Origin of the sequence: Ruegeria sp. HKCCA4812 (genome assembly GCF_013034245.1) — a bacterium.
GTDB lineage: Bacteria > Pseudomonadota > Alphaproteobacteria > Rhodobacterales > Rhodobacteraceae > Ruegeria.
This window is the reverse complement of sequence record NZ_WQFQ01000004.1, coordinates 1-22059: the sequence shown is the minus strand read 5'-3', so window position 1 is coordinate 22059 and position 22059 is coordinate 1. Positions and strand designations below refer to the sequence as shown.

Here is a 22059-nt window from a genome sequence, read left to right as displayed (position 1 = left end):
TTGCCTGTTTTCCACCGGGCTTGTCCGAGATTGTAGTACTATCCCGTTACGGCCTGAGAAAATTTGTCCAGTGTCCAAATTTCAAATTCAATTCCCAAAAGAGCTTTAACTTCTGCGCAAAGAACTGGGTGTGCCTCGCCCTCACGACACCAATCAATCTTTCCGTCATTAGTCACCAGTATCAGTCTGGAGGGTGTCACCCCATCTTTCATCATTTTGCTCAGGCCAAAGAGCACATCTACCCAGACATAGAAATCACCATCGCCATCATCGCGAAAACCGGGTGGGGTTTTAACTCTTTTTCGTTGCTCAGCAATTTGATGAAACACTTGACGTGGAGCGTATGGAACAACCGCCTTTTCAGACAAAGTTTCAAGAAAAGTCAGCGTTTTATGAACTGTATCGGGATGGAACAATTCACTATTATCGTCTTTAAAGGCTTCGAGACCTTCGCTGATTTTCAAAAACGCATCACCTTGAGTTTGGTTATATCTTCCGACTTCTGTTTTAAAGGAATCATATTTCTTTTGCATGCCCTTGGAGACAGTGTCTACAGCGGCAAGCTGGTTGTTCCAGTACTCTTGAATGACTTGGCCCGGCAATATTGTTGGACCGGAGTGTTGTGTTGAAAGGTAGTCGACGATGTCTGAGCTTTTGCGATGTTGAGGTATCCTGAGTACTGCATTTGCATCAATTGCGATTGCCGCATTTTCTAAACTTGCTGTAGCAGAAGAGACCCTGAGGGCAGAAACTAGTGCGCCAAGAGCAGGAATTTCAATCTGTCGGTCAAAAACTGCTATCATGCGCTCAACTATTTCATCAGCACATTGTGAGGCACCGTTAATCATACCAGATTTCCCCAGCAACCTCCGCCAAATCTCCTCCAACCGCCTTAACAGCTTCGACATTCCATTCATCATATTCATTCAACACATCTGTCCATTCACCTTCTGCAGCGGTAGGCATCAACGCTTGCTTAAACCCGGCCCAGTTCAATGCCCCCTCCGGTCTCCTACTTTCAGTTGACAGGAAGGTATTGCCAATCCGCGGCGCCCATATTGAACGTTCGTCATCATCAAAACCCGGCCAACCAGTCACCGTTCGAGGGAGGATAAAGTGTAGAGTTTCATATTCACTGGGAACAATCGTATGGCCAATTATCGAGCTTCGCAGGAATGTTAGTGTGCCTTTATTGAAGGAGCGTTTCTTTAGCTGATTTACAAAGTCGTCTTTGCTGGGGTTCAGATCTAAAAAATCGGTCTTCAGGAATTCCCACGTTTTCTCGTCGGAGACTTTCCTAGCGGCATCGGAGAACCGTCTTTCAATGTTGCCAGTACCAAGTGTTCCGACAACCATCCGCCGAACAACCAGTTTCAATACATATTCAAGCCCCTCATGCGGACTCACTAGATCGCTAATTGCCATCATGAGCGGACGGACGGTAATCACGTTCAGCTGATTAAGCGCAAGAAACACTCTTAGTGCAAAGTCATCAGCGGGTCCTGAAAGAGCTGGATCCATCATCTGGAAGTACAGCGGGAAGCGCGCTTCTAATAAATCCAGTAAACCGTTGGCTGTCGGCGGCTCCTTAGAAACCGATTTGCTTCGCCCTGCAAGGAATGCGAATAGGTCACGAGGCAACACATGGCCACTGTTTACAGTAACAGTATGCCGTATGAATTGAACAAAGCTCGTAGTGCCGGAAGCTGGAAAAGCGGTCGAAAGTGATTGCCAACGATTGTAGATCTCAAGTTTATTGACTTCTGAGGTTTGGCTCAGAATGTAGTTCTTCAGCAGATCCGCAGTTGTCAAATCTCTCCCTCTTGTATTGATAACCTCAAACAAGCTATAAACTGTGGCAGGATCGGGGTGTGCAAACACTGCAAAGTATAGCTTGTGCGTTATGAACTCCGTCCATTTACCAAGTCGCTTGAAAGGGTCCGCAGCTAAATCGGTCGCCAGAGCTTTTGAGATCAAATCAAAGGAAGCGCGCATCTGAGCTGAAACTCCTTCCGCATCCTTAGCCTTTTTAGCCTTCGGGCCATTATCGAGGATGTCTTGAAGCGTCTCGTTATCTCTGGGATCGGTTAAGACAACGCGAGGATCTGTTTGATCGGTAGAGTAGTTAATCGAACGCAAAAAGTCCGCTTTGAGGCGATCTGCCAGTGCTTCTCGGCCACGTTTCTGTGCTTCGTGGTAGAGTGCGGCAGCAAGCAAACTCAACGTAACTATCCGCTGTTGCCCATCCACAATTTGTCGACGCGCTTTCTCTTCTGTTATTATGATCAACCCCAAGAAATAGCTCTCTTGGTCAAGGGCGCCCTGAATATCTCCAAAGAACTCTCTGACCTCATCACTTGTCCAAGAATACTCTCGCTGAAACGGTGGTACTTCGAATTCCGAACTCGCGAAGAGCGATCCGGCTGTGCTGGCACTTGCATTTAGTTCAGTCTGCACGGGAACCTCATCGTCTTTCCATTGTCGTACTTTGTGTCAGGCAACAACCTGCAGTAAGCTGTAGAGGTATTCAACGAAATTTGCCAAGCCATTACATTCTTCTCAATACTGATGCTAAACCCTTGTTTTACATCGTCGAAAGACTGCAGGAAAACACTTTTAACAGGAATGCAAGTTTGGATCTTCAAACTGCGGTGCAAGAACTTCTGTCAACCTATGCGGCCACCGTACGTGACTTGCCCTACGCAGCAATCGTCCAGTTTCCACTACACGTAATGATCATTTTGCCTATGCAGCGAATGGCGGCTTGGTGGCCTATCCCTTGTGTTGCCCAACAGAGTGCTGGCGTGTCGAGTGTCGGCAATCCCGCAAAGCAGACTTTGATCGGAAGTCACTGAGCGTCAGCATTGAGCCCAAAAGACGAAAAAGATGATGAGCGCAGCGTTAGCCGCTCAGGGCGGGTACCGGAAGTTCATTGCTTTCGCAAGAGAACAACGAGCTGGGGAACAAGCGAACTTTGAACAACAGGCCTTTCTGAAACCTGCCAGCTCCGGTCTCACAAAGAGGTGCCGAGTGATGTTGTCGACCGGCCGTTGGTTCCGGATGGTAAGATCTGCAAACCCGAAGAAAAAAACTGGCCGCACCTCGCATGGCATCGGGACAACATATTTTGTCAAATGGCCGCAGAAGGTTCCGCTCCTTGGGAATAATTATTAGCCTGCGAATATGAAGAACTTAATTTCCCGCGGTATATCAAAGGCCCTTGGCCGTGGCAAACAACAGCCACCTGAAAACCCCCAGGCAATTCCGCCAAGAATTAAGAGTACTCAAATGCCGCGGGAACAATCCAAAATCTTGTCGCGCTGTCTATCGATTGATCTGGAAGTCGATCCCAAGATAGCCCAGGTTTTCGCCTTTGCTGCCGTCCCCGAAGGCGATGGAGATGGGATTGTTCATCGGAAAGGTGACCCAAAGGCCGCGCTTGAAAAACTCGACTTGTTTTGCGCCGGTTTCGCACATGTCATTGGACACAATATTCTGCGCCACGACCTGCCGCATCTCATGGCGGTCTCGCGGCGCTTCGCAAAGCTCGCGGACGGACCGATTGATACGCTGTGGCTCAACCCCTTGGCGTTCCCGCGCAATCCCTACCATCATCTGGTCAAGCACTATCGCGATGGGCGGCTTCAAAGTGGTCACGTCAACGATCCCGAGCTCGACGCGCGTCTGGTTTTCGAGGTTCTTCGCAACCAGATCGACGCCTTCGTATCGCTGAACAAGTTGTCGCCAGAAACGATGATGGCCTATCACTGGCTGTGCTGCCGAGGTCCCGGTAGCGACGGATTTGATCGGTTGTTCAGCGACGTGCGCGGGGCGCCCTTACCGACGGAAGCGGAAGCGCACGAGGCCATTCAGACGCTTCTAAAAGACGTGGCATGCGGCGCCCAGGTGGACGCTCTGCTCGAGCGGCTCTCGGACACTGGGCTGGGTTGGCCGATGGCATATGCCCTTGCCTGGATTTCCGTCGCTGGTGGGGATTCTGTCATGCCACCTTGGGTGAGGGCGCAGTTCCGTGACGCAGCACGGCTCGTCAAAGACCTGAGGGATACGAACTGTCGTGATCCCCACTGTGCCTATTGCGCAGAGCACAATAATCCCACCCGTGCACTTGAACGTTGGTTCGGCTTTCCCAGTTTCCGCCCGGAGCCAGTCGACGAGGACGGACGCCCGCTTCAAGAAAAGATCGTGGCGACCGCTATGGAAGGCGACAATTTGTTGGGCATCCTGCCGACGGGCACGGGTAAATCAATCTGCTATCAGATCCCCGCGCTGTCTCGGTTCGATAAGACCGGGGCCTTGACCGTCGTAATATCGCCGCTTGTGGCGCTGATGGCGGACCAGGTTCAGGGCTTGGTACGGGCCGGAATTTCCTCAGCGGTTACGATTAACGGGTTATTGTCTTTACCCGAGCGCCAAGACGCGCTCGATAAGGTGCGGCTTGGGGATGCTGCGATCCTTTTGATTTCGCCCGAACAACTGCGCAGCACTACAGTTCGGTCCGCTCTGGCACAGCGCGAGGTGGGACTGTGGGTGCTGGACGAGGCGCACTGCGTGTCTAAATGGGGACACGATTTCCGACCCGACTATCGCTACGTTTCGCGGTTTATCAAGGAAAACTCAGGCGACGAGCCGGCTGCGGTGCTTTGCTTGACCGCGACAGCGAAGCCAGACGTCGTGGAGGACATCCGCAGTCATTTCAAAGAGCGGTTGGGGTCCGAACTGGCGTTGATTGACGGTGGCGCATCGCGATCGAACCTGAGGTTCCAGGTGCTGCCAACGCAGCGGGCCACCAAGATGGCTGATATCCTCGACACGATCGAGGCTCAACTTCCGCGCGAGGGCGTGTCGGGGGCTGTCGTCTATTGCGCAACCCGAAACGCTACCGAGCGCGTTGCAGAGTTCTTAAAACAACAGGGCATCTCCGCTGAACGGTATCATGCGGGCCTCAGCCCCGATGAAAAGCGTGAGATCCAAGAGGACTTCCGCGTCGGCAATCTCCGCGTGATCGCAGCCACCAACGCCTTTGGGATGGGGGTCGACAAGCCGGACATCCGTCTGGTGGTTCACGGGGACGTGCCGGGGTCGTTGGAAAACTACCTGCAAGAGGCGGGTCGCGCCGGGAGGGACCGCGAGCCTGCAAACTGCGTCCTGTTGTTCAATACCGAAGATGTTGATCGTCAGTTCAGCCTCAGCGCGCGTTCTCGACTCGCGCGGCACGAAATCGGCGCGATCCTGAAGGCGCTTCGACGTCTTGATGCTCGGACCGGAAAAGGCGGTGAAATAGTCGCTACACCCGGTGAGATCGTTCATGAGGAGAAAGAACGAGATTTCCAGCGGGACAGCAATACCGACGATACGCGGGTGAAGACGGCCGTCGCCTGGCTGGAAGAAGCACACCTTCTGAACCGCGAAGAAAACCGGGTGCAGGTGTTCCCAGCCTCGCTCCGAGTAAGGAGCATGAAAGAGGTCCGCGAAATCCTTGCATCCGCTGAGATCACCGAGCGGCGGCGCGAGGATCTGGCCGTCATCGTGCAGCATATCATCAACGCGCCGCAGGAAGAGGGCATCACCACGGACGAGCTCTGCGGGGTTAGTGGGCTGACGATGTCGGGCGTTCGCAAAGCTTTGGCGGATCTCGAGGCCTTGGGGATTGCAAAGGATGATACAAACATCACCATCTTCGTGCATGTGCGCGTCGAAAATGCCTCGCCCAAACGATTCCAAGCGGCGTCTAAGTTGGAAGCTGACCTAATTGCGATCCTTAGAGAGCACTCGCCAGACGCGGACATCAATGAGGCTTTGCCCTGCCATCTGACCTCAGTGGCGCAGGCGCTGCGGGAGCTGGGACACGCCTCCGTGCGGCCCGATATTGTCGAGGGGTTGCTCCGTGGGATTGCGCAGGATGGCCGCGACATGGATGGCGGCAAAGGCAATATTGGCCTGCGCAAGGTGTCCAAAGGCAGTGTCATGGTGCGAATGCAAAGATCATGGGGGACAATCGAACAGACTGCTCAGCTTCGCAGGCAGGCCGCAGAGCGATTGGTTTCATACTTGATCAACAAGGTTCAGGCCGGCCTGCGTGGTAAAGATGTTCCCGTCGAGACCACGCTTGGCGACCTTCTTGCAGCAATCAACAGCGATGCGCTTTTGCGGACGTCTGTCAATGACCCTGCAAAGCTGATGGACCGGGCGCTTCTGTGGTTGCACGAACAGCAGGTGGTGACTCTGGGCAAGGGTTTGTCCGTGTTCCGCTCGGCCATGACGTTGCACATCAATCAGAAGGGCGGCGCTTTTACCACCCAGCATTTCGCGCCGCTCGAAGACCACTACACCGAACAAACCATCCAGACCCACGTGATGGCGGCATATGCGGGCAAAGGCATCGACGATATCGATCAGGCCCAGCGGCTCGCGCATGACTATTTCGCAATGGATCAGTCCGACTTCATGAAAGCTTGGATGCCAGGGAAAATTTCGGAGTTTAGACGGCAGGCAACGCCTCAGTCTTACGCCGAGATCGTCGACAATCTGGGGAATTCGACACAAGAGCAGATCGTGCGTGACGACCGCGAACAAACCAATGTGCTTGTCCTCGCGGGGCCGGGATCGGGCAAGACACGCGTGCTGGTCCATCGCGTCGCTTATCTGGTCCGGATCAAGCGCGAAGATCCAAACGGTATACTGGTGCTCGCCTACAATCGTCACGCGGCCGCCGAGATCCGGGAACGCTTGCGTCTTCTGATTGGCGAAGATGCTCGCTTTGTGACCGTCTTGACCATCCATGCCTTAGCCATGCGGTTGGTTGGCGCGAGCTTCGCCGGACGGGAAACGGCCGATGAACCTGATTTCGAGACGCTTCTGATCGATGCGGCACGTCTCTTGCGTGGCGACGGGCTGGACAAAATCGAGGCCGAAGCCTTGCGAGAAACCTTGATCCAAGGGTTCCGATGGATTCTCGTGGACGAATATCAGGACGTTGGGCCCGAGGAATACGCCTTGATCGCAGCGGTGGCCGGTCGCAGTATCGACGACCCCGATCAACGGATCAGCCTGTTCGCGGTCGGCGATGATGACCAGAATATCTATGCGTTTGCCGGCGCATCTGTGCGCCATATCCGGCAATTCGAACAGGATTATTCAGCCAAGCCAGTCTTTCTGACCGACAATTACCGCTCGTCGAAGAACGTAATTAGTGCGGCGAACGCCGTGATCGACGGGTCACGGGAACGTATGAAAACAGGCCATGGGATAACCGTCGACCAATCGCGGCAAAAGGACTCGGCTGGGGGTATCATGGAAAGTCTCGACCCTGTCGCACAGGGGCGGGTCCAAATCCTTGGCTGTCCGGCTGGAAATGACGCTCAGGCCCTTGCGGCAGTCAACGAGATGATCCGCCTGTCAAAACTGATACCGGATTGGAGCTGGAAAGGGGCGGCAATCATTTCTCGTGATTGGCGCAAGCTTCTGCCGGTCCGTGATTTTGCCGAGGCGCATGGAATTCCCGTCGAAATGGCGAACGAAAACTTACCAAGTGTTTGGCGCACCCGTGAGATGCGGAGGTTCATCGACGGCCTACGCGAGAGGCACACAGCCTTAGTTAGCTTGGGCGACCTTACCGAAACCCTGAACACGATACCCTCAAGCCGTTGGACTGACCGGATCGGCGAGGGAATTGGCCAACTTGCGCGTGAAGTTGATGGCAAAGCGCTTCCGAGCCCTGACGTGATCGAATGGTTTGCTGAATGGTCGAAAGACTCATGGGGCGAGCAGCGTGGCCTCAAGTTGTTGACGGCGCATCGCGCGAAAGGCCTCGAATTCGACGATGTCGTGATCCTGGATGGTGGTTGGGAGCGGCCCTCGCGAAACGAAGATCAGGACGCGCCGAGGCGCTTGTTCTATGTCGCCATGACACGTGCGCGGCGCAATTTGATCGTCATGAGTAACGACAATCACGAATACCTTCCCACTGAGTCGCCTTCAGTCGTCAAGCGGCACGTAGTGCCCGACTTGGCGACAGTCCCTGGCCCGCGCCGGTTCTTTCAATCGCCAGAAATGAAGATGGTCGACTTGTCGTTCGCAGGGCGCCAAGGTGATCGGCACATTGTTCATGACGCGATCGCTGAAGCGCAGGTCGGCGCGCCAATCAAGCTCGCCAGTGTTGGAGATCGCTGGCACATCGAGGATCTTCAAGGGCGGGTCCTCGGGCGGATGGCAAAAGCATTTACGCCCCCGATTGGAACGAAATTTGTCACTGGCGAGATCGCGGCCATCATACGCTGGCGTAAGGAAGATGCCGATGAGCGTTTTCATCACCTGATGAAACGCGCCAATTGGGAAGTTGTTCTGCCTGAACTTGTATTCGAAGAGGCCAAGGTAGCTGAAAGGGTTTTAGGGAAGGATCAGAACGGAAAGTAGGGCGGTCAAGCGGTCATTCGCTGCACTTAAGATAAAGGACCGCTCAGGGCCGTTTGTTTACGTTGAAGCTTGCGGCCCGACTGTCTTGTTCGTCCGCAAAGCGGTTGTTCGAGGAGCTGGAACTTTATGGCAGCTTTGATCTCCAACCTACGATTGGGTCAGCGGCTCTTAGGCGGCTGAAGCACAAACGGGTTAACCATAAGGCTGGGCGCATTCTCGAAAGAGATTTAAGCTTACTGGACGACGTTTAACGGTTGGACTAGCCTGCATTGAACGGGACAATAATAGACGCAGAGGGACAATTGGTGCGATTCCAAAACGCGGAATCACATAAATAAATCAAGTACTTGAAATGATATGAGAATTCCCTTGGGGGTATTTAAAGGGGTATTGAAGGCAATTTGATATGACTTTCGTGTTTAATTTTAGATGCTTACCGTATTTTTCCGATTCCGCCCCCGGGAATCGAACGGAGCCTCAGGGAGTCACTGAGAGGCTCTCACAGCAGCCGTAGACCATTCCGTAGACCATATGGTGCCTGTTGACAGCGACACAGCCCGTCGCATACCCCTTGTTTTGCTGGAGAGACCGGCTGAAGAAGTGCCTGTAACGGGAATAGAACACCGCCCCCGGGCACCACTTCCTCAGGTAAACCCTTGGTTTAAATCGAGCTTAAACAGCAGGTTGGAGCCGTGGACCATGTCAGAGACCCTTTCACCCAAGTACAAGTTCGTAAAAGATGGTGTGTTTTACTATAGTGCCGCGTTCCCAAAGAGTATTGCCGCTACTATTCGTCTTCTCGAATTGCATTTTTTTTGCGTACTCATTTGGCGAACATCGTGGCGGCGAAGGCAAGAAAGGCTGCTGATCAACTGGAGGAGTATTGGTTTCATCTGAGGTCGCAGGACACGAAATTGCTCAGTAAGCACATATTGGTGCTTGGAGCACAGGACGACGCCATCCTTCCACCGAATTGCCCGAACCGTTGAATCACGCTCAACCAGGTTTTGGGTCTCGAGTGGACGGAAACCGCTCCTACCTTGATAACCAAACAAAACCGACCTCTGTCCAACTCCAAAACCCGGGTCTATCCTAACTGTTCTTGCGAGAAACTCTTCGGTGTATTGCGGTTCAACTTCGAATGCTCCGCGACCAATTCAGCCAACTCTGGTCGGCATGAACCGCAGTTTGTTCCAGCTTGAAGGGCATCTCCGATATTGTTCACATCAATCAAACGTTTGTCGCGAATGGCGTCGATGATGGTTTTTAGTCCGACCCCGAAACACGAACAGACAATTGGTCCACAGTCTTCAGAAGCAGCAGTTGACCGGCCAGACAGTATCTGAATGAGCGAAACCTCAGGCAAACTTGCCAAATAGTCTCGCATCAGAATGATAGGTTGGCGGGAGACGAAAAGCGCTGCCAAGAGGCGCTGTCCGTCTGACAGCGCGATCCTATGCGAGCCGCGATTGGGGTCTTCGATTGAAGTCACCATGGCATCAGGTAGTCCAAACCACTCGCGGGCTTTGTGTTCCCAATCGTCGATGTCCTGCTTCCCTGCCAACTCCATCCTGTAGCCTTTGTCCGTTTTGCTCCTTGCCCAGTATTCTGCCGTAGGCGAGGCCGCATCGACGGAAATGGCGTAGCCGTACCAGGAAGCATTCAGACGCCGCACAGAAACAGCCGTCGCCTTGCTTTCAGGCTGTCCAGATATCGGATCAGTCACACTTGGAACAAGCGCATCCACACGGGCTGAAGGTGCCGTTTCGCCCGTCCAGTGAATTGGTGCGAACACTTGCCCGGGTGCGACAGCTTCCGAGATTCGAAGGCGAAAGACACCGCTTCCAACTGAGCTGTCGAGTTGGACCAAATCTGCGGCGCTAAGGCCCAACCGATCAACGTCCGTTGGATTCATGTCAACATAAGGTTCGGAAAGGTGGGCTGATAAACGAGGCGACAAACCTGACCGTGTCATGGTATGCCACTGATCCCGGTTTCGCCCTGTGTTTAAAAGAAACGGGAATTGTGCACAGGTTTTCACTTTGGGCGGCTTGTGAGAAACCGGAACAATACGCGCTTTGCCATCAGGATGAAAAAACTGTCCATCGCCAAAGAACCGCTTGTCGGTCGCACCAAGTGTCGTTGGCCATTGTGTGGGGCTCAGCGCATCATAGTCTTCATCCCCAATGTCGGACAACTCGGTAATATTGAAGTCCTTGCCAAAAGACGCCGCAAGTGAGGTCATGCTCGCGTATTCTCTGAAAATCTGCGCCGGAGACTCATAGTTAAATGCCTCTTCCCAACCCATCCTACGGCCGACCTCGGCCAAGATATCCCAGTCCGAGCGGGCTTGCCCCGGAGGGCTCAAAACGGCACGTTGTCTGCTTATCGTGCGATCTGAATTGGTTACAGTCCCCGATTTTTCTGCCCATCCCGCCGCTGGCAGCAGCACGTCTGCGATACGCGCGGTATCTGTCCGCGCGGTAAGGTCGCTGACAACTGTAAATGGGCAGTTTTCGATAGCTGCGCTCACTCTGTCCGCGTCCGGCATGGTAGCCGCAGGGTTGGTGTGGATGATCCAGAGCGCCTTGATCTGACCGTCTTCGATGGATCGGAATAGATCGACCGCTCTTAATCCTTGCCTCCGAGGGATGTTGGGCGAATTCCAAAAGTGTTTAACCGCCTGACGATGGTCCTCGTTTTCAATGTCCAGATGGCAAGCGAGCGTATTGGCCAGACCACCCACCTCTCGACCGCCCATGGCGTTAGGCTGACCTGTGACCGAGAACGGCCCCATCCCTTCGCGACCAATTCGACCGGTGGCCAGATGGCAATTCAAGATCGCATTGACCTTGTCGGTACCGCTGGAAGACTGGTTTACACCCTGACTAAAGACCGTAACGACCCGCTCAGTACCGATCCACAAATCGCAAAACGCCTCAATCTCAGATGGGCTGAGCCCCGTCTCGTCAGGATCGTCAAGCTGCGCCAGTTCGAGGGCTTCAGAGAACCCAATGCTTCGTTCCAGGAATTCGGCGGATACATGGCCGGTTTGGTGAATTCTGCAAAGCAATCGGTTGAAAAGCGCTACGTCGCTGCCTGGCTGAAGCGCTAGATGAAGGTCCGCCTGATCACAACTCGCTGTGCGGCGTGGGTCAATGACCACTATCTTCGTGCCACGCGCCTGACGCGCCGCCATGATCCGCTGATAGAGAACGGGATGACACCAGGCAAGGTTTGAACCAACCAGCACAACCAAGTCAGCGTGATCCAGATCTTCATAAGTTCCGGGCACTGTATCGGTTCCGAAGGCGCGTTTATGCCCGGCTACAGTTGACGCCATACACAACCGCGAATTGGTGTCGATATTGGCTGAGCCGATGAAGCCTTTCATCAACTTGTTGGCAACATAGTAGTCTTCGGTCAGCAATTGGCCCGAGACGTAAAAAGCTACGCTGTCCGGTCCGAACTCTCTGATCGTGTTCGAAAAGCGATCGGCAACCAACTGCAGCGCATCATCCCAACTGGTGTCCTGGCCGAACGCGCATGGGGCCAACAACCGGTGGTCTAGACCCACGGTTTCGTCCAAAGCCAACCCTTTCGAGCATAGACGCCCGTAGTTCGCCGGGTGGTCCGGGTCGCCTCGCACGGTAAGACCACCGGCACCATCGGGGCGCAAAAGAACACCGCAGCCGACGCCGCAATAGGCACATGTTGACCGGACCTCTGGCAGGCCAGTTCCGTCCATCAGGCCGCACTCCGCCGGGTGACGGCGCTGTCGTCAAGCAGGATGCGCCCATCTTCCAACCGTACGGGGTAGGTGGTGATGCGACCATCATCTGCGCCCTGGGCCTCGCCCGTATTCAAGTCGAAAACCCAGTTGTGCAGGGGGCAGGTGACCGACTGGCCGTGGACGATGCCTTCAGACAACGGGCCACCCTTATGGGGGCAGCTATTGGTTGCGGCGTACACTTCAACCTCAGCAGTACGGAATACGGCGATGCAGCCGATATGGGTTTTCACCAACCGCGCCCCGCGTAAGGGAACCTCGTCGATATGTCCGATGTCGATCCAGCTCATTCCGCTGCCTCCAATGTGAAATCTGCAATCGGCGCGTAGGTCTGCGCTTTTTCTTTGACGTGTTCGGCCCACGGGTCTTTACGGTAGATGCTTTGCGACAGCTCGAACCTGGCGACCAAGGCGGTGCGGTTTTCAAGGTCGTCCACGACCTGAGCTTTGACCCAGTCCATGCCGACCTTGCCTAGCCATTTATACAATCGATCCAGATATTTGCCGCCTTCGCGATAGGCTTGCGCGACGGCCATCACCACCTCAATCGCTTCGCCCTCGGTCTGGACCTGACACAGCAATTCGGTCTCTTTCACGTCCATACCGGCGGCCCCTCCGATACTGATCTGATAGCCTGAGTCCACGCAGACAACGCCGATATCCTTGCAAGTCGCCTCAGCGCAGTTGCGAGGGCAGCCCGACACGGCCAGCTTCAGCTTATGCGGAGTCCAAGACCCCCACAGGATTTTCTCAAGCTTGATGCCGAGGCCGGTGCTGTCCTGCGTGCCGAACCGGCAATGATCGGTTCCGACGCAGGTTTTGACTGTCCGCAGGCCCTTGGAATAGGCGTGGCCCGAGACCAGACCGGCCCTGTTCAGATCCGACCAGATCGCAGGCAGGTCTTCACCCTTCACGCCCAGCAGATCGATGCGTTGGCCGCCGGTGACCTTTACGGTTGGCACGTCGTACTTGTCGGCGGCGTCGGCAATGGCACGCAGTTCTTCGGGGGTGGTGATCCCGCCCCACATGCGCGGCACTACGCTGAACGTACCGTCTTTCTGAATATTCGCGTGTTTGCGTTCGTTAACGAAGCGGCTTTGTGGATCATCCTGATATTCCAGTGGCCAATCCGCCAGAAGGTAATAGTTGATCGCCGGGCGGCAGACATGACAGCCGTTGGGCGTATTCCAGCCGAGTTCCTGCCAGACTGCGGCCTGGCTTTTCAGTTCCTGCCCTTTGATCAGACGGCGTACATCTTCATGCGTCAGGTCGGTGCAACCACAGATCGGTTGTGCGGCTGGCATCTGGAACGCATCGCCCAAAGTGACCTGCAGGACCTGTTCGACCAGACCCGAACATGTTCCGCAGGAAGCGCTGGCCTTGGTACTTGCCCGCACCGCGCCCAGATCGCCAGCCCCTGAATGGATCGCCTCGACAATGTCGCCTTTGCATATGCCGTTGCAGCCGCAAATCTCCGCCTCAGGCGGCAATGCTGCAACGGCTGAGAGAGGGTCCGCGGTGTCGCCCCCCTGGTAGGCCGGGCCAAAGATCAGCGTCTCACGCATGTCTTCGATGCTGGTGCCATCCTTGATCAGGCCTAAAAACCAGCCGCTGTCGGCCGTGTCACCGTACATGACAGCGCCGATCAGACGGTCCTGTTCGATCACGAGACGCTTGTAGACGCCCCGCGATGGGTCGCGGAACACGATATCCTCACGCCCCGGTCCATCTGCGAAATCGCCAGCGCTGAACAGATCGCAGCCGGTGACTTTCAACTTCGTTGAAAGAGTTTTTTGCTCAAACGCGGCCTCTTTATCCAACAAGGCATGCGCCGCCACTTTCGCCTGATCGTAGAGCGGCGCGACAAGACCAAAGACCTCTCCGTTATACTCGACGCACTCACCCACAGCATAAATTTCCGGATCCGAGGTCAACATTTGGTCATCCACATGAATGCCACGCCCGGTGGCCAGACCGGCCTCCTGCGCCAGCGCTGTATTGGGACGGATGCCAACGGCCATGACCAGCAGATCACAGGGCAGCTCGGTCCCGTCGTCCAGCAAAAGTGCGCGGACCTTGCCATCTTGCCCAAGGATTTCCTTGGAGTTCGCCTGTAGGCAGATCTTGATTCCTTTGTCTTCCAGCGACTTCTTCAGCAGGTAGCCTGCGGCTTCATCCAACTGACGCTCCATCAGGTGGCCCATGATATGCACCACGGTGACGTCAACACCGTGCGCGGCCATGCCCGCCGCAGCTTCAAGCCCCAGCAAGCCGCCACCGATCACGACGACCTTGTTGTCGGTGCCCATGTCCATCATCTGCTGGGTGTCTTCCAGGTCGCGATAGGCGATGACACCGTCCAGATCATGACCGGGCAGGGGGATGATGAACGGGTTTGACCCGGTTGCGATCACCAGCTTGTCGTAGGGAAGGTGTCCGTGCACGCCCTCGACAACCTTCATCTCGCGGTCGATCTTTGCAACTTTCTCACCGAACCGGCAAGCAATCCCCCGCTCGGCGTACCAGGCGTCATCATGTGTGACGATCTCTTCATAAATCTTCTCACCCGACAGAACCGGGCTCAGCATGATGCGGTTGTAGTTCCCGCGGGGCTCGGCGTTGAACAGGGTGATGTCGAACGCATCCGGCGCGGCGTCGGTCAGGTGTTCTAGCACCCGGCCCGAGGCCATGCCTGCGCCGATGACAACAAGTCTTTGTTTCATGGTTTCACTCCGCTGCAATCGCCTTGGGGGCGGGCGTTTTTGGCTTGGCGCCGTGTTCGTATTCTTCGAGGAAATCGAGGACCTCCTGCCGGTAGGCGTAGTAGTCCGGATGCTCCAACAGCGCTTTGCGGGTGCGCGGGCGCGGCAGGTCGACCTTGGTAATCTTGCCTATGGTCGCTTGTGGGCCATTGGTCATCATCACCACGCGATCGGCCAGCAGGATCGCCTCATCCACGTCATGGGTCACACAGATTGCGGTGACCTTGGTGCGGGACCAGACCTCCATCAACACTTCCTGCAATTCCCAGCGGGTCAGACTGTCGAGCATCCCGAAGGGCTCATCCAACAGCAGCAGCTTGGGCGATAGGGCAAAGGCGCGTGCGATGCCGACGCGTTGTTTCATGCCGTTCGACAGGTCGCTCGCGGATTTGTCCATCGCATCGGCCAGACCGACGCGTTCCAGATAGTATTCAACGACATCCTGACGCTCGGCGATGCTGGCCTTGGGATAGACTTTGTCGACCCCGATCGCGACGTTTTCCTTGGCAGTTAGCCATGGGAACAGGTTGGGGGATTGGAACACTACGGCGCGTTCTGGATCAGCCCCCTCGACATGACGACCATCCAGCTTGATCGCGCCCTTCGATATATCGTTCAGCCCCGCAGCCATGGTCAGAACCGTAGATTTTCCGCAACCTGAATGGCCGATCAGCGAGATGAACTCGCCCTTATCGATCTTCAGATCGAAATCCTCAACAACGGTCAGGGGGCCCTTGGGCGTCGGGTAGACTTTATGAAGCTGTGAAAAGTCGAGGAAACGGCTCTCGATCATCCCTTTTTGTGCCTCGGCCACCGCCGTTGGCACTCCATGGATCGGTGTAACATCGGGCAGGATGCGCGAGCCTTCGACCTTGGCTTCGATCCCCACATCCATCAGGTATTTGGTGACGTCGGCGCGTAGGCGCTTGAACGTCTCGTCGTTGTTCATAGCGCCGCGTTCGCGAGGGCGCGGGATCGATACGCGGAATTCCTGGCCCAACGTACCATCGGGGTTCAGAGCGATGATCCGGTCGGCCAGAATGATCGCCTCGTCCACGTCATTGGTGATCAGAACGCAGGTCTTTTTGTCGGCCTCCCAGATATGTTCGATCTCATCCGCCAGATTGGCACGGGTGAGCGCGTCGAGCGCCGACAGAGGCTCATCCAACAACAAAACCTCGGGGTTCATCGACAAGGCACGCGCCACGTTGACCCGCTGACGCATCCCACCCGACAGTTCCGCCGGGCGGCGCGTGGCAGCATGGCTGAGACCCACCATCCGCACATAATGCGCGACCTTCTCGGCCTTCTCAGTCTTGCCGAGCCCCGGAAAGACCGTATCGACCGCCAGCCCCACATTGCCGCTGACCGTCAGCCAAGGCATCAGTGAATAGTTCTGAAATACTACGCCACGTTCCGGGCCCGGCCCCTTGATCGGAGTTCCTTTGAACGTGACCTCTCCGCTAGTTGGAGTATCCAGACCGGCCATGAGGTTAATCAGGGTCGTTTTTCCGGTGCCGGAAAAGCCGAGGATCACCAGAAACTCGCCCTTCTGCACGTCCAGATCGATGCCTTTCAGCACATCCGTGCGCGCGGCGCCTTCACCGAAGGATTTCGTGACGTTTTTGAAGCTCAGTATGCTCATCGCGCTCACCGGTTGTTCGTGAATGTGAAGAGGGATTGCAGTGCGTACATCACCCGGTCCAACAGGAAACCGATGATGCCGATGGTGAAGACCGCAACCATGATCTTGGCAAGCGAGCTGGACGAACCGTTCTGGAACTCATCCCAGACAAATTTACCCAAACCGGGGTTCTGCGCCAGCATTTCAGCCGCGATCAAAACCATCCAGCCGACGCCCAGCGACAGGCGCAAACCTGTGAAAATCAGCGGCAACGCCGAAGGCAGCACCAGCTTAGTGACTTTGGTATAGGTGTTCATTTTCAGAACCTTGGAGACGTTCACCAAGTCCTTGTCGATGGTCGCCACACCCAGCGCGGTGTTGATCAGAGTCGGCCAAAGCGAACACAGGGTCACGGTGATGGCCGAGATCAGGAAGGACTTGGCGAACCAACCGTCGTTGGTGACGTAGACGGCCGAGACGATCATGGTCACGATCGGCAGCCATGCCAGAGGCGAGACCGGTTTGAAGATCTGGATCAGCGGGTTCAGCGCCGCATTGGCGGTAGGCGACAGTCCGGCAGCGATCCCAAGGGGAACGGCCACAACGGTCGCGATCAGAAACCCGAAGAACACGGTTTTGATAGAGGTCCAGATTTGCTGGTAGTAAGACGGCGCGCCGGTGTAGGCGACTTGTTTGACCTCGTCCGCGCGGCCCGTATCGATCAGCTTCTGGTTCCGTTTCTCAACCATTGCCTCGAACTTGGCGCGCTTGGCGGCCTTGGCCTGTGCGTCCTCGTTGAGGTTGACCATTTCTGCCCAGACCTGAGCTGGGCCTGGTACGGCGCCCAGGGAAGTTTGCACTTTCGGGGCGAGCGTCCCCCAAAGCAGCAGGAAGGCGCAGATCGACAGCAGGGGGACGACCAGAAGACGCCAGATTTCGGTCATCTGAGCGCGGGGGTTGTCTCCGGCGGCAGCTTTCAGGACCGGGGTGGCCCAGCTTAGGCCAAGAATCTGGAACCATTTGTCGGCGGCGTTGATGCGGGTGAACAGGCGGGTGCGACGCGCCTCTTTGGCGGCGTCTGCGTTGAATTCGGGATCGACCGTTGTCATCTGATGTGTCCTTGCGATGGCGGGGCACTTTGGGGTGTGCGCCCGACTGATACCGGGCGCGACGCATGGGATTAGCCTTGCACGTCCGAGCCGACGATCTTCTGATCGCCCTTCAGACCAATGGACAGGCTTTCGAGATAGGCGTTGGGGGTGCGGCCGTCATAGGTGATGCCGTCGATTATATCCTCGGCCGGGGTGGGCGCTTTGTAACCATCACTGTCCCAGGGGAAGTCGGCCTCATTCGCCAGGCCTTCATCGACTAGCAGGCGCGCGGCTTCCAGATAGATCTCGGGTTTGTAGACAGATTTGGCAACCTCGTCATACCAGCTGTCGGGCTTGGATTCAGGGATCTGACCCCAGCGGCGCATCTGTGTCAGATACCAGATCGCGTCCGAATAGAACGGGTATGTCGCGTTGTAGCGGAAGAACACGTTGAAATCAGGAACTTCGCGCTTGTCGCCTTTTTCGTATTCAAATGTGCCGGTCATCGAGTTGGCGATCACGTCATAATCTGCGCCCACATATTCCGCGCGGCTGAGGATCTCGACCGCCTCGGGGCGGTTGGCGTTGTCGTTCTCATCCAGCCACATCGCGGCGCGGATCAGGGCCTTGGTCACGGCCAGCGTGGTGTTGGGATACTCTTCTGCGAACTCGGCAGTGATGCCAAAGACCTTCTCAGGGTTGTTCTTCCACAGCTCATAGTCCGTGATGACCGGCACGCCGATACCCTTGAACACAGCCTGTTGGTTCCAAGGCTCGCCCACGCAGTAGCCGTATATCGTGCCGGCCTCCAACGTGGCAGGCATCTGCGGCGGTGGCGTTACTGACAGGAACACATCTGCGCCGATCTGGCCGGTTACGTTGTCAGGGCTGTAGTAGCCGGGGTGCAGTCCACCGGCGGCAAGCCAATAGCGCAGTTCGTAATTATGGGTCGAAACGGGGAAGACCATGCCCATGTTAAAGGGCTTGCCTTCGGACTTGTATTTCTCGACGACCGGAGCAAGCGCCTCAGCGCTGATAGGGTGTTGGGGACGACCATCCTCCATCACCGGGATATTCGGCTTCATCTCTTCCCAAATCTCGTTCGAGACGGTGATGCCGTTGCCGTTCAAGTCCATCGAAAATGGTGTGATGATATGCGCCTCGGTGCCGTATCCGATGGTCGCGGCCAAAGGCTGCCCGGCCAGCATGTGCGCGCCATCCAGCTGCCCGTCGATCACGCCATCCAGCAGCACTTTCCAGTTGGCTTGTGCTTCCAGCGTCACGAACAGGCCTTCGTCAAGAAAGTACCCATTCTCATAGGCGACAGCCAGCGGCGCCATGTCAGTCAGTTTGATAAAGCCAAACGTTAGCTCGTCTTTTTCCAGTTCCAGTTCGGCCAGTGCCGGTGACACAAGCGCCGTCGTCGCAGCAAGGCCTAAAAGAAGCTTTTTCATCTCGTTCCCTTTCGGTTCAGCCCAACCCGTTGGGCAAACAAAAAAGCCGCCGACACAGTCCGCCGGGAGGAGGTGGCGGATGGTCGAGCGGCTTTGCTCTTGTGAGGTGCCCTGGACTATGGGCGAATTCCGTCGGTGGGCGTCGTTGCCTTCCGATGTTCCGATTTAGCCAGTCACGCAGCGGCGCGTCATCAATTTTCAGCGTTTTCACCTCGAAAATTCTGCGTCGCAGCAATAACAGATGCTGCACTGCAAAAATTTTGTGCAGACTTACCCCGCTGGCTCGAAAATGCGTCGGTCGAAAAAGACGTTCCGAGACAGAATCAGGCTGCCATTGGTCGAGGCAACCGCCGTCGACTCGGGTAACGCCCCTTCAAGTTTCTCGGACGCGCCGGGTGTTTCCACACCAAGCCCTTGCAATTCGCGACGATAGAGATCACTGCGAAAGACCTTTGCGGATTGTCGTTCCGCAGTTCCGGCGTCCAGCCCGTTTCGTTTCGCCAATTGATGCGCAACCCATTTCGCCTGACTTCGCCATGGGAAGGTGGCAGCGCCGTCAAAAAACTCGACAAACCCATCGACATGGCGCTGCTCGCCGCGGGCCGATATAGTGAATTCGCCCATCAGCGCTCGGTCAATCAGCTCGGGTGAGACGTTGAGATAGGTTTTACGCGATAGCATCTCGGATGCAGTTGTACGGCTGTCCGTGTTCGAAAGCCAGCGTCCTGCGCGCCAAACGGCCCGCATAAGGCTACCCAGCAAATGTGGTTCGGTTTCGGCCCAGTCGTTTCTGACCGCCAGCACCTTTTCAGGTGCACAGGACCAGATCGCCTTGCCGGGCAACAGTAGTGCACCGACATTGTCGTCTACAGCGAATGAGCCCCAGGGCTCACCCACACAGAAGGCATCGATCTCGCCACCTGCGAGCGCCTGCGCCATGAGTGGAGGCGGGACGGTTCGGATTTCGACCTGTTTCGAGGCCAGTTCGGTTCCAGCGACCCAATAACGCAACAATTCAACATGCATCGAAAACGGAAAAGGTACACCGAACACCAAAACGTCGCCGGCGGCCTGTGCCAGTGCAGCCCCAGCTGCAGCAGCATCGGAGAAATCGAAGCCGTAGCCCTGGTCGGCCAACCGCCCAGCCAATTGAGTTCCAACACCTATGACATTGCCATTGAGCGACAGGACAGACACGGCGGACAACGGTGTCGCAATGCCTCCAAGACCCAAAGCCATCGCAACGGGGACGGGTGACAGCAGATGTGCCGCGTCCACGTGCCCAAAGGCCAGCATATCACGCAGAGACGACCAAGATGGAGCCGGTCGCAGGTCCAACGAGATGCCTTCGGCGTGGTCAAACCCCATCTCGCGTGCCACGATCAGTGGAGCGGCATCAACCAAAGGCATATAGGCGACAGGCAGGGTTACCGTTCTCATGACAACAAACCTGATGCTGTGACCAAGGCTTCGGACACCTCGGCAACCCGGCGATTCTGATTCATCGCGGTTTTACGGAGCAGGGCATAGGCTTCATCTTCCGAAACACCCTTGGCCTTCATTAACAAGCCCTTAGCTCGGTCAATCACTCTGCGCTCTTCCAGCGCACGGCGGGTTTCGGCCAGTTCGGTCCGTATCTGACGTAACACCTGAAACCGGGCAATAGCGGTATCGATCACAGGTTTAATGCGCTCGGCTTGCAAACCGTCGACGACATAGGCCGACACCCCGGCCTCAACTGCGGCTTTGGCCAACCCGCCCGCGGCGCTCGAGACAAACATCGCCACGGGACGTTCCAATGGGCCCGAAGCAACGGTGAGCTCTTCCAGCATATCCCGCGATGGATTGTCGATGTCGATCAGGACAATGTCTGGGCTATGCGTTGCAATTTTACGTGCCAGCCCGGAGACATTGCCGATTACATAAACGTCTACGTCTCCAGCCTCTTTTAGGGCATCTACGATCGCAAAAGCACGCTCTTGGTTCTGTTCGACTACAACGACGGTAAGATGTTGATTCATGGAGTCTCAACTGAGCCCAAGATTCATTGATCGCAATTCCAAGGCCAATAATCTGTTCACCAGGCTGCCGGTTCGCCCATTATTTCAGCGTATTTCCACATTTAGCGGAATGCCTGCACAGTTTTTCTACATGGCATCAAAGAAGTCTGCGGTGAGCGCTGCAGCGGCGTCTCGCATCGCACCTTGTGTTTTTCACTTGCTCTAACGGTCGTAGGATTTTTCAACAACTCTGATCTGTCCGATCGCATCAAGACGGGGCATACCTTGCCCCATCAGAAGTTCAAACTGCCGCAACTTCGAATCTACCTCTTCTGGCTTCGGTCGCTTGTTTGCCATTCTCAGTCCTCCGTTTCCTAAACATAACGGTGGACCAGTTCAGTTGGGGAGGCTCAAAGCTGCCCATCCTGCTTTGTTCTGCCAGGACCCCTACCAGTTCCGCTGGGAGATCTTCAGTCAGCAGGGCTCAGGTCTTGAGAGGCGTGGGCATACACGATTTCTTTCTCCATTCGCTCATAGATCGTGAGAAGCTTGGCGGCTCGTTTCACGGCGTCGAGCGGGAGGTCGGTACGCAGGGAAAGGTACAGAGATGAGTTTGATTGAAAGCTTGATAGCGCCCTGGGAAGGCGTTTGCGGCAATGGAATGCCCGACCCATTCGCATGAGGTAAGGGCCGGCGCAGTGTTTTGGCTTCTGATGGGACGAGCTAGAGCGCTTGCGCGCATAGTTCGCAAAGGATTGTGTTACACCCTCTGTCACAGTTTCGGGCGACTGAGACACATTGTCTAAGATGAGCTTGGAAAAGCTCTTATTTTCTCGACTTTTCATGGAAATTGGCTGGGGTGGTAGGAAACCTTGCCCACCGATGAAACCTATCAACTTTTCCCAC

Annotated in this window: 12 protein-coding genes and 1 pseudogene; 1 reads left to right on the top strand and 12 read right to left on the bottom strand. The window is 55.7% G+C overall.

Translation table 11 applies throughout. The annotated features are described in order from the left end of the window. Positions 1–38 precede the first annotated feature (38 nt). Together GOW04_RS12585 and GOW04_RS12580 are read right to left on the bottom strand one after the other, a co-directional pair. Positions 39–848, bottom strand: coding sequence for a PIN-like domain-containing protein (locus GOW04_RS12585; RefSeq protein WP_171232778.1), 810 nt, complete (start codon positions 846–848; stop codon positions 39–41). Then, complete coding sequence (locus GOW04_RS12580) at positions 841–2457, bottom strand: DUF262 domain-containing protein (protein WP_171232777.1); 1617 nt, start codon at positions 2455–2457, stop codon at positions 841–843. Before GOW04_RS12580 ends, GOW04_RS12585 begins: the two co-directional genes overlap by 8 nt. 831 nt (positions 2458–3288) lie before the next feature. Between GOW04_RS12580 and GOW04_RS12575 the strand changes: the two genes are divergently transcribed. Beyond that, entirely contained in the window at positions 3289–8433 is a 5145-nt protein-coding gene (locus GOW04_RS12575; protein WP_171232776.1) for a RecQ family ATP-dependent DNA helicase, read from the top strand. A gap of 1087 nt (positions 8434–9520) precedes the next feature. Here the strand turns inward: GOW04_RS12575 and GOW04_RS12570 are convergent. The 10 genes and pseudogenes from GOW04_RS12570 to GOW04_RS21800 all read right to left on the bottom strand — a co-directional run. Continuing rightward, positions 9521–12181, bottom strand: a complete 2661-nt coding sequence (locus GOW04_RS12570; protein WP_171232775.1) for a nitrate reductase — start codon at positions 12179–12181, stop codon at positions 9521–9523. Then, positions 12181–12513: a nitrite reductase small subunit NirD gene (gene nirD, locus GOW04_RS12565; RefSeq protein ID WP_171172767.1), complete on the bottom strand. Its 333-nt coding sequence runs from the start codon at positions 12511–12513 to the stop codon at positions 12181–12183. The genes GOW04_RS12570 and nirD overlap by 1 nt, the downstream gene beginning before the upstream one ends. Further along, on the bottom strand, positions 12510–14945 hold the full coding sequence (nirB, locus tag GOW04_RS12560; RefSeq protein WP_171232774.1) for a nitrite reductase large subunit NirB: 2436 nt from the start codon (positions 14943–14945) through the stop codon (positions 12510–12512). The genes nirD and nirB overlap by 4 nt, the downstream gene beginning before the upstream one ends. Positions 14946–14949: 4 nt before the next feature. Continuing rightward, positions 14950–16629, bottom strand: coding sequence for an ABC transporter ATP-binding protein (locus GOW04_RS12555; protein WP_171232773.1), 1680 nt, complete (start codon positions 16627–16629; stop codon positions 14950–14952). A 5-nt stretch (positions 16630–16634) separates the two neighbouring features. Next, a complete protein-coding gene (locus tag GOW04_RS12550; protein WP_152458841.1) occupies positions 16635–17717 on the bottom strand; it encodes an ABC transporter permease in 1083 nt (360 codons plus the stop codon). 71 nt (positions 17718–17788) lie between these two features. Further along, positions 17789–19153, bottom strand: coding sequence for a CmpA/NrtA family ABC transporter substrate-binding protein (locus GOW04_RS12545; protein ID WP_171232772.1), 1365 nt, complete (start codon positions 19151–19153; stop codon positions 17789–17791). 270 nt (positions 19154–19423) lie between these two features. Then, entirely contained in the window at positions 19424–20593 is a 1170-nt protein-coding gene (locus tag GOW04_RS12540; RefSeq protein WP_171206156.1) for an ABC transporter substrate-binding protein, read from the bottom strand. Then, complete coding sequence (locus GOW04_RS12535; RefSeq protein ID WP_171232771.1) at positions 20590–21174, bottom strand: ANTAR domain-containing response regulator; 585 nt, start codon at positions 21172–21174, stop codon at positions 20590–20592. Before GOW04_RS12535 ends, GOW04_RS12540 begins: the two co-directional genes overlap by 4 nt. A gap of 201 nt (positions 21175–21375) precedes the next feature. After that, positions 21376–21510, bottom strand: coding sequence for a hypothetical protein (locus GOW04_RS22160; protein WP_256368257.1), 135 nt, complete (start codon positions 21508–21510; stop codon positions 21376–21378). A gap of 113 nt (positions 21511–21623) precedes the next feature. Beyond that, positions 21624–22059, bottom strand: a pseudogene (locus GOW04_RS21800) (hypothetical protein); the annotation flags it as partial.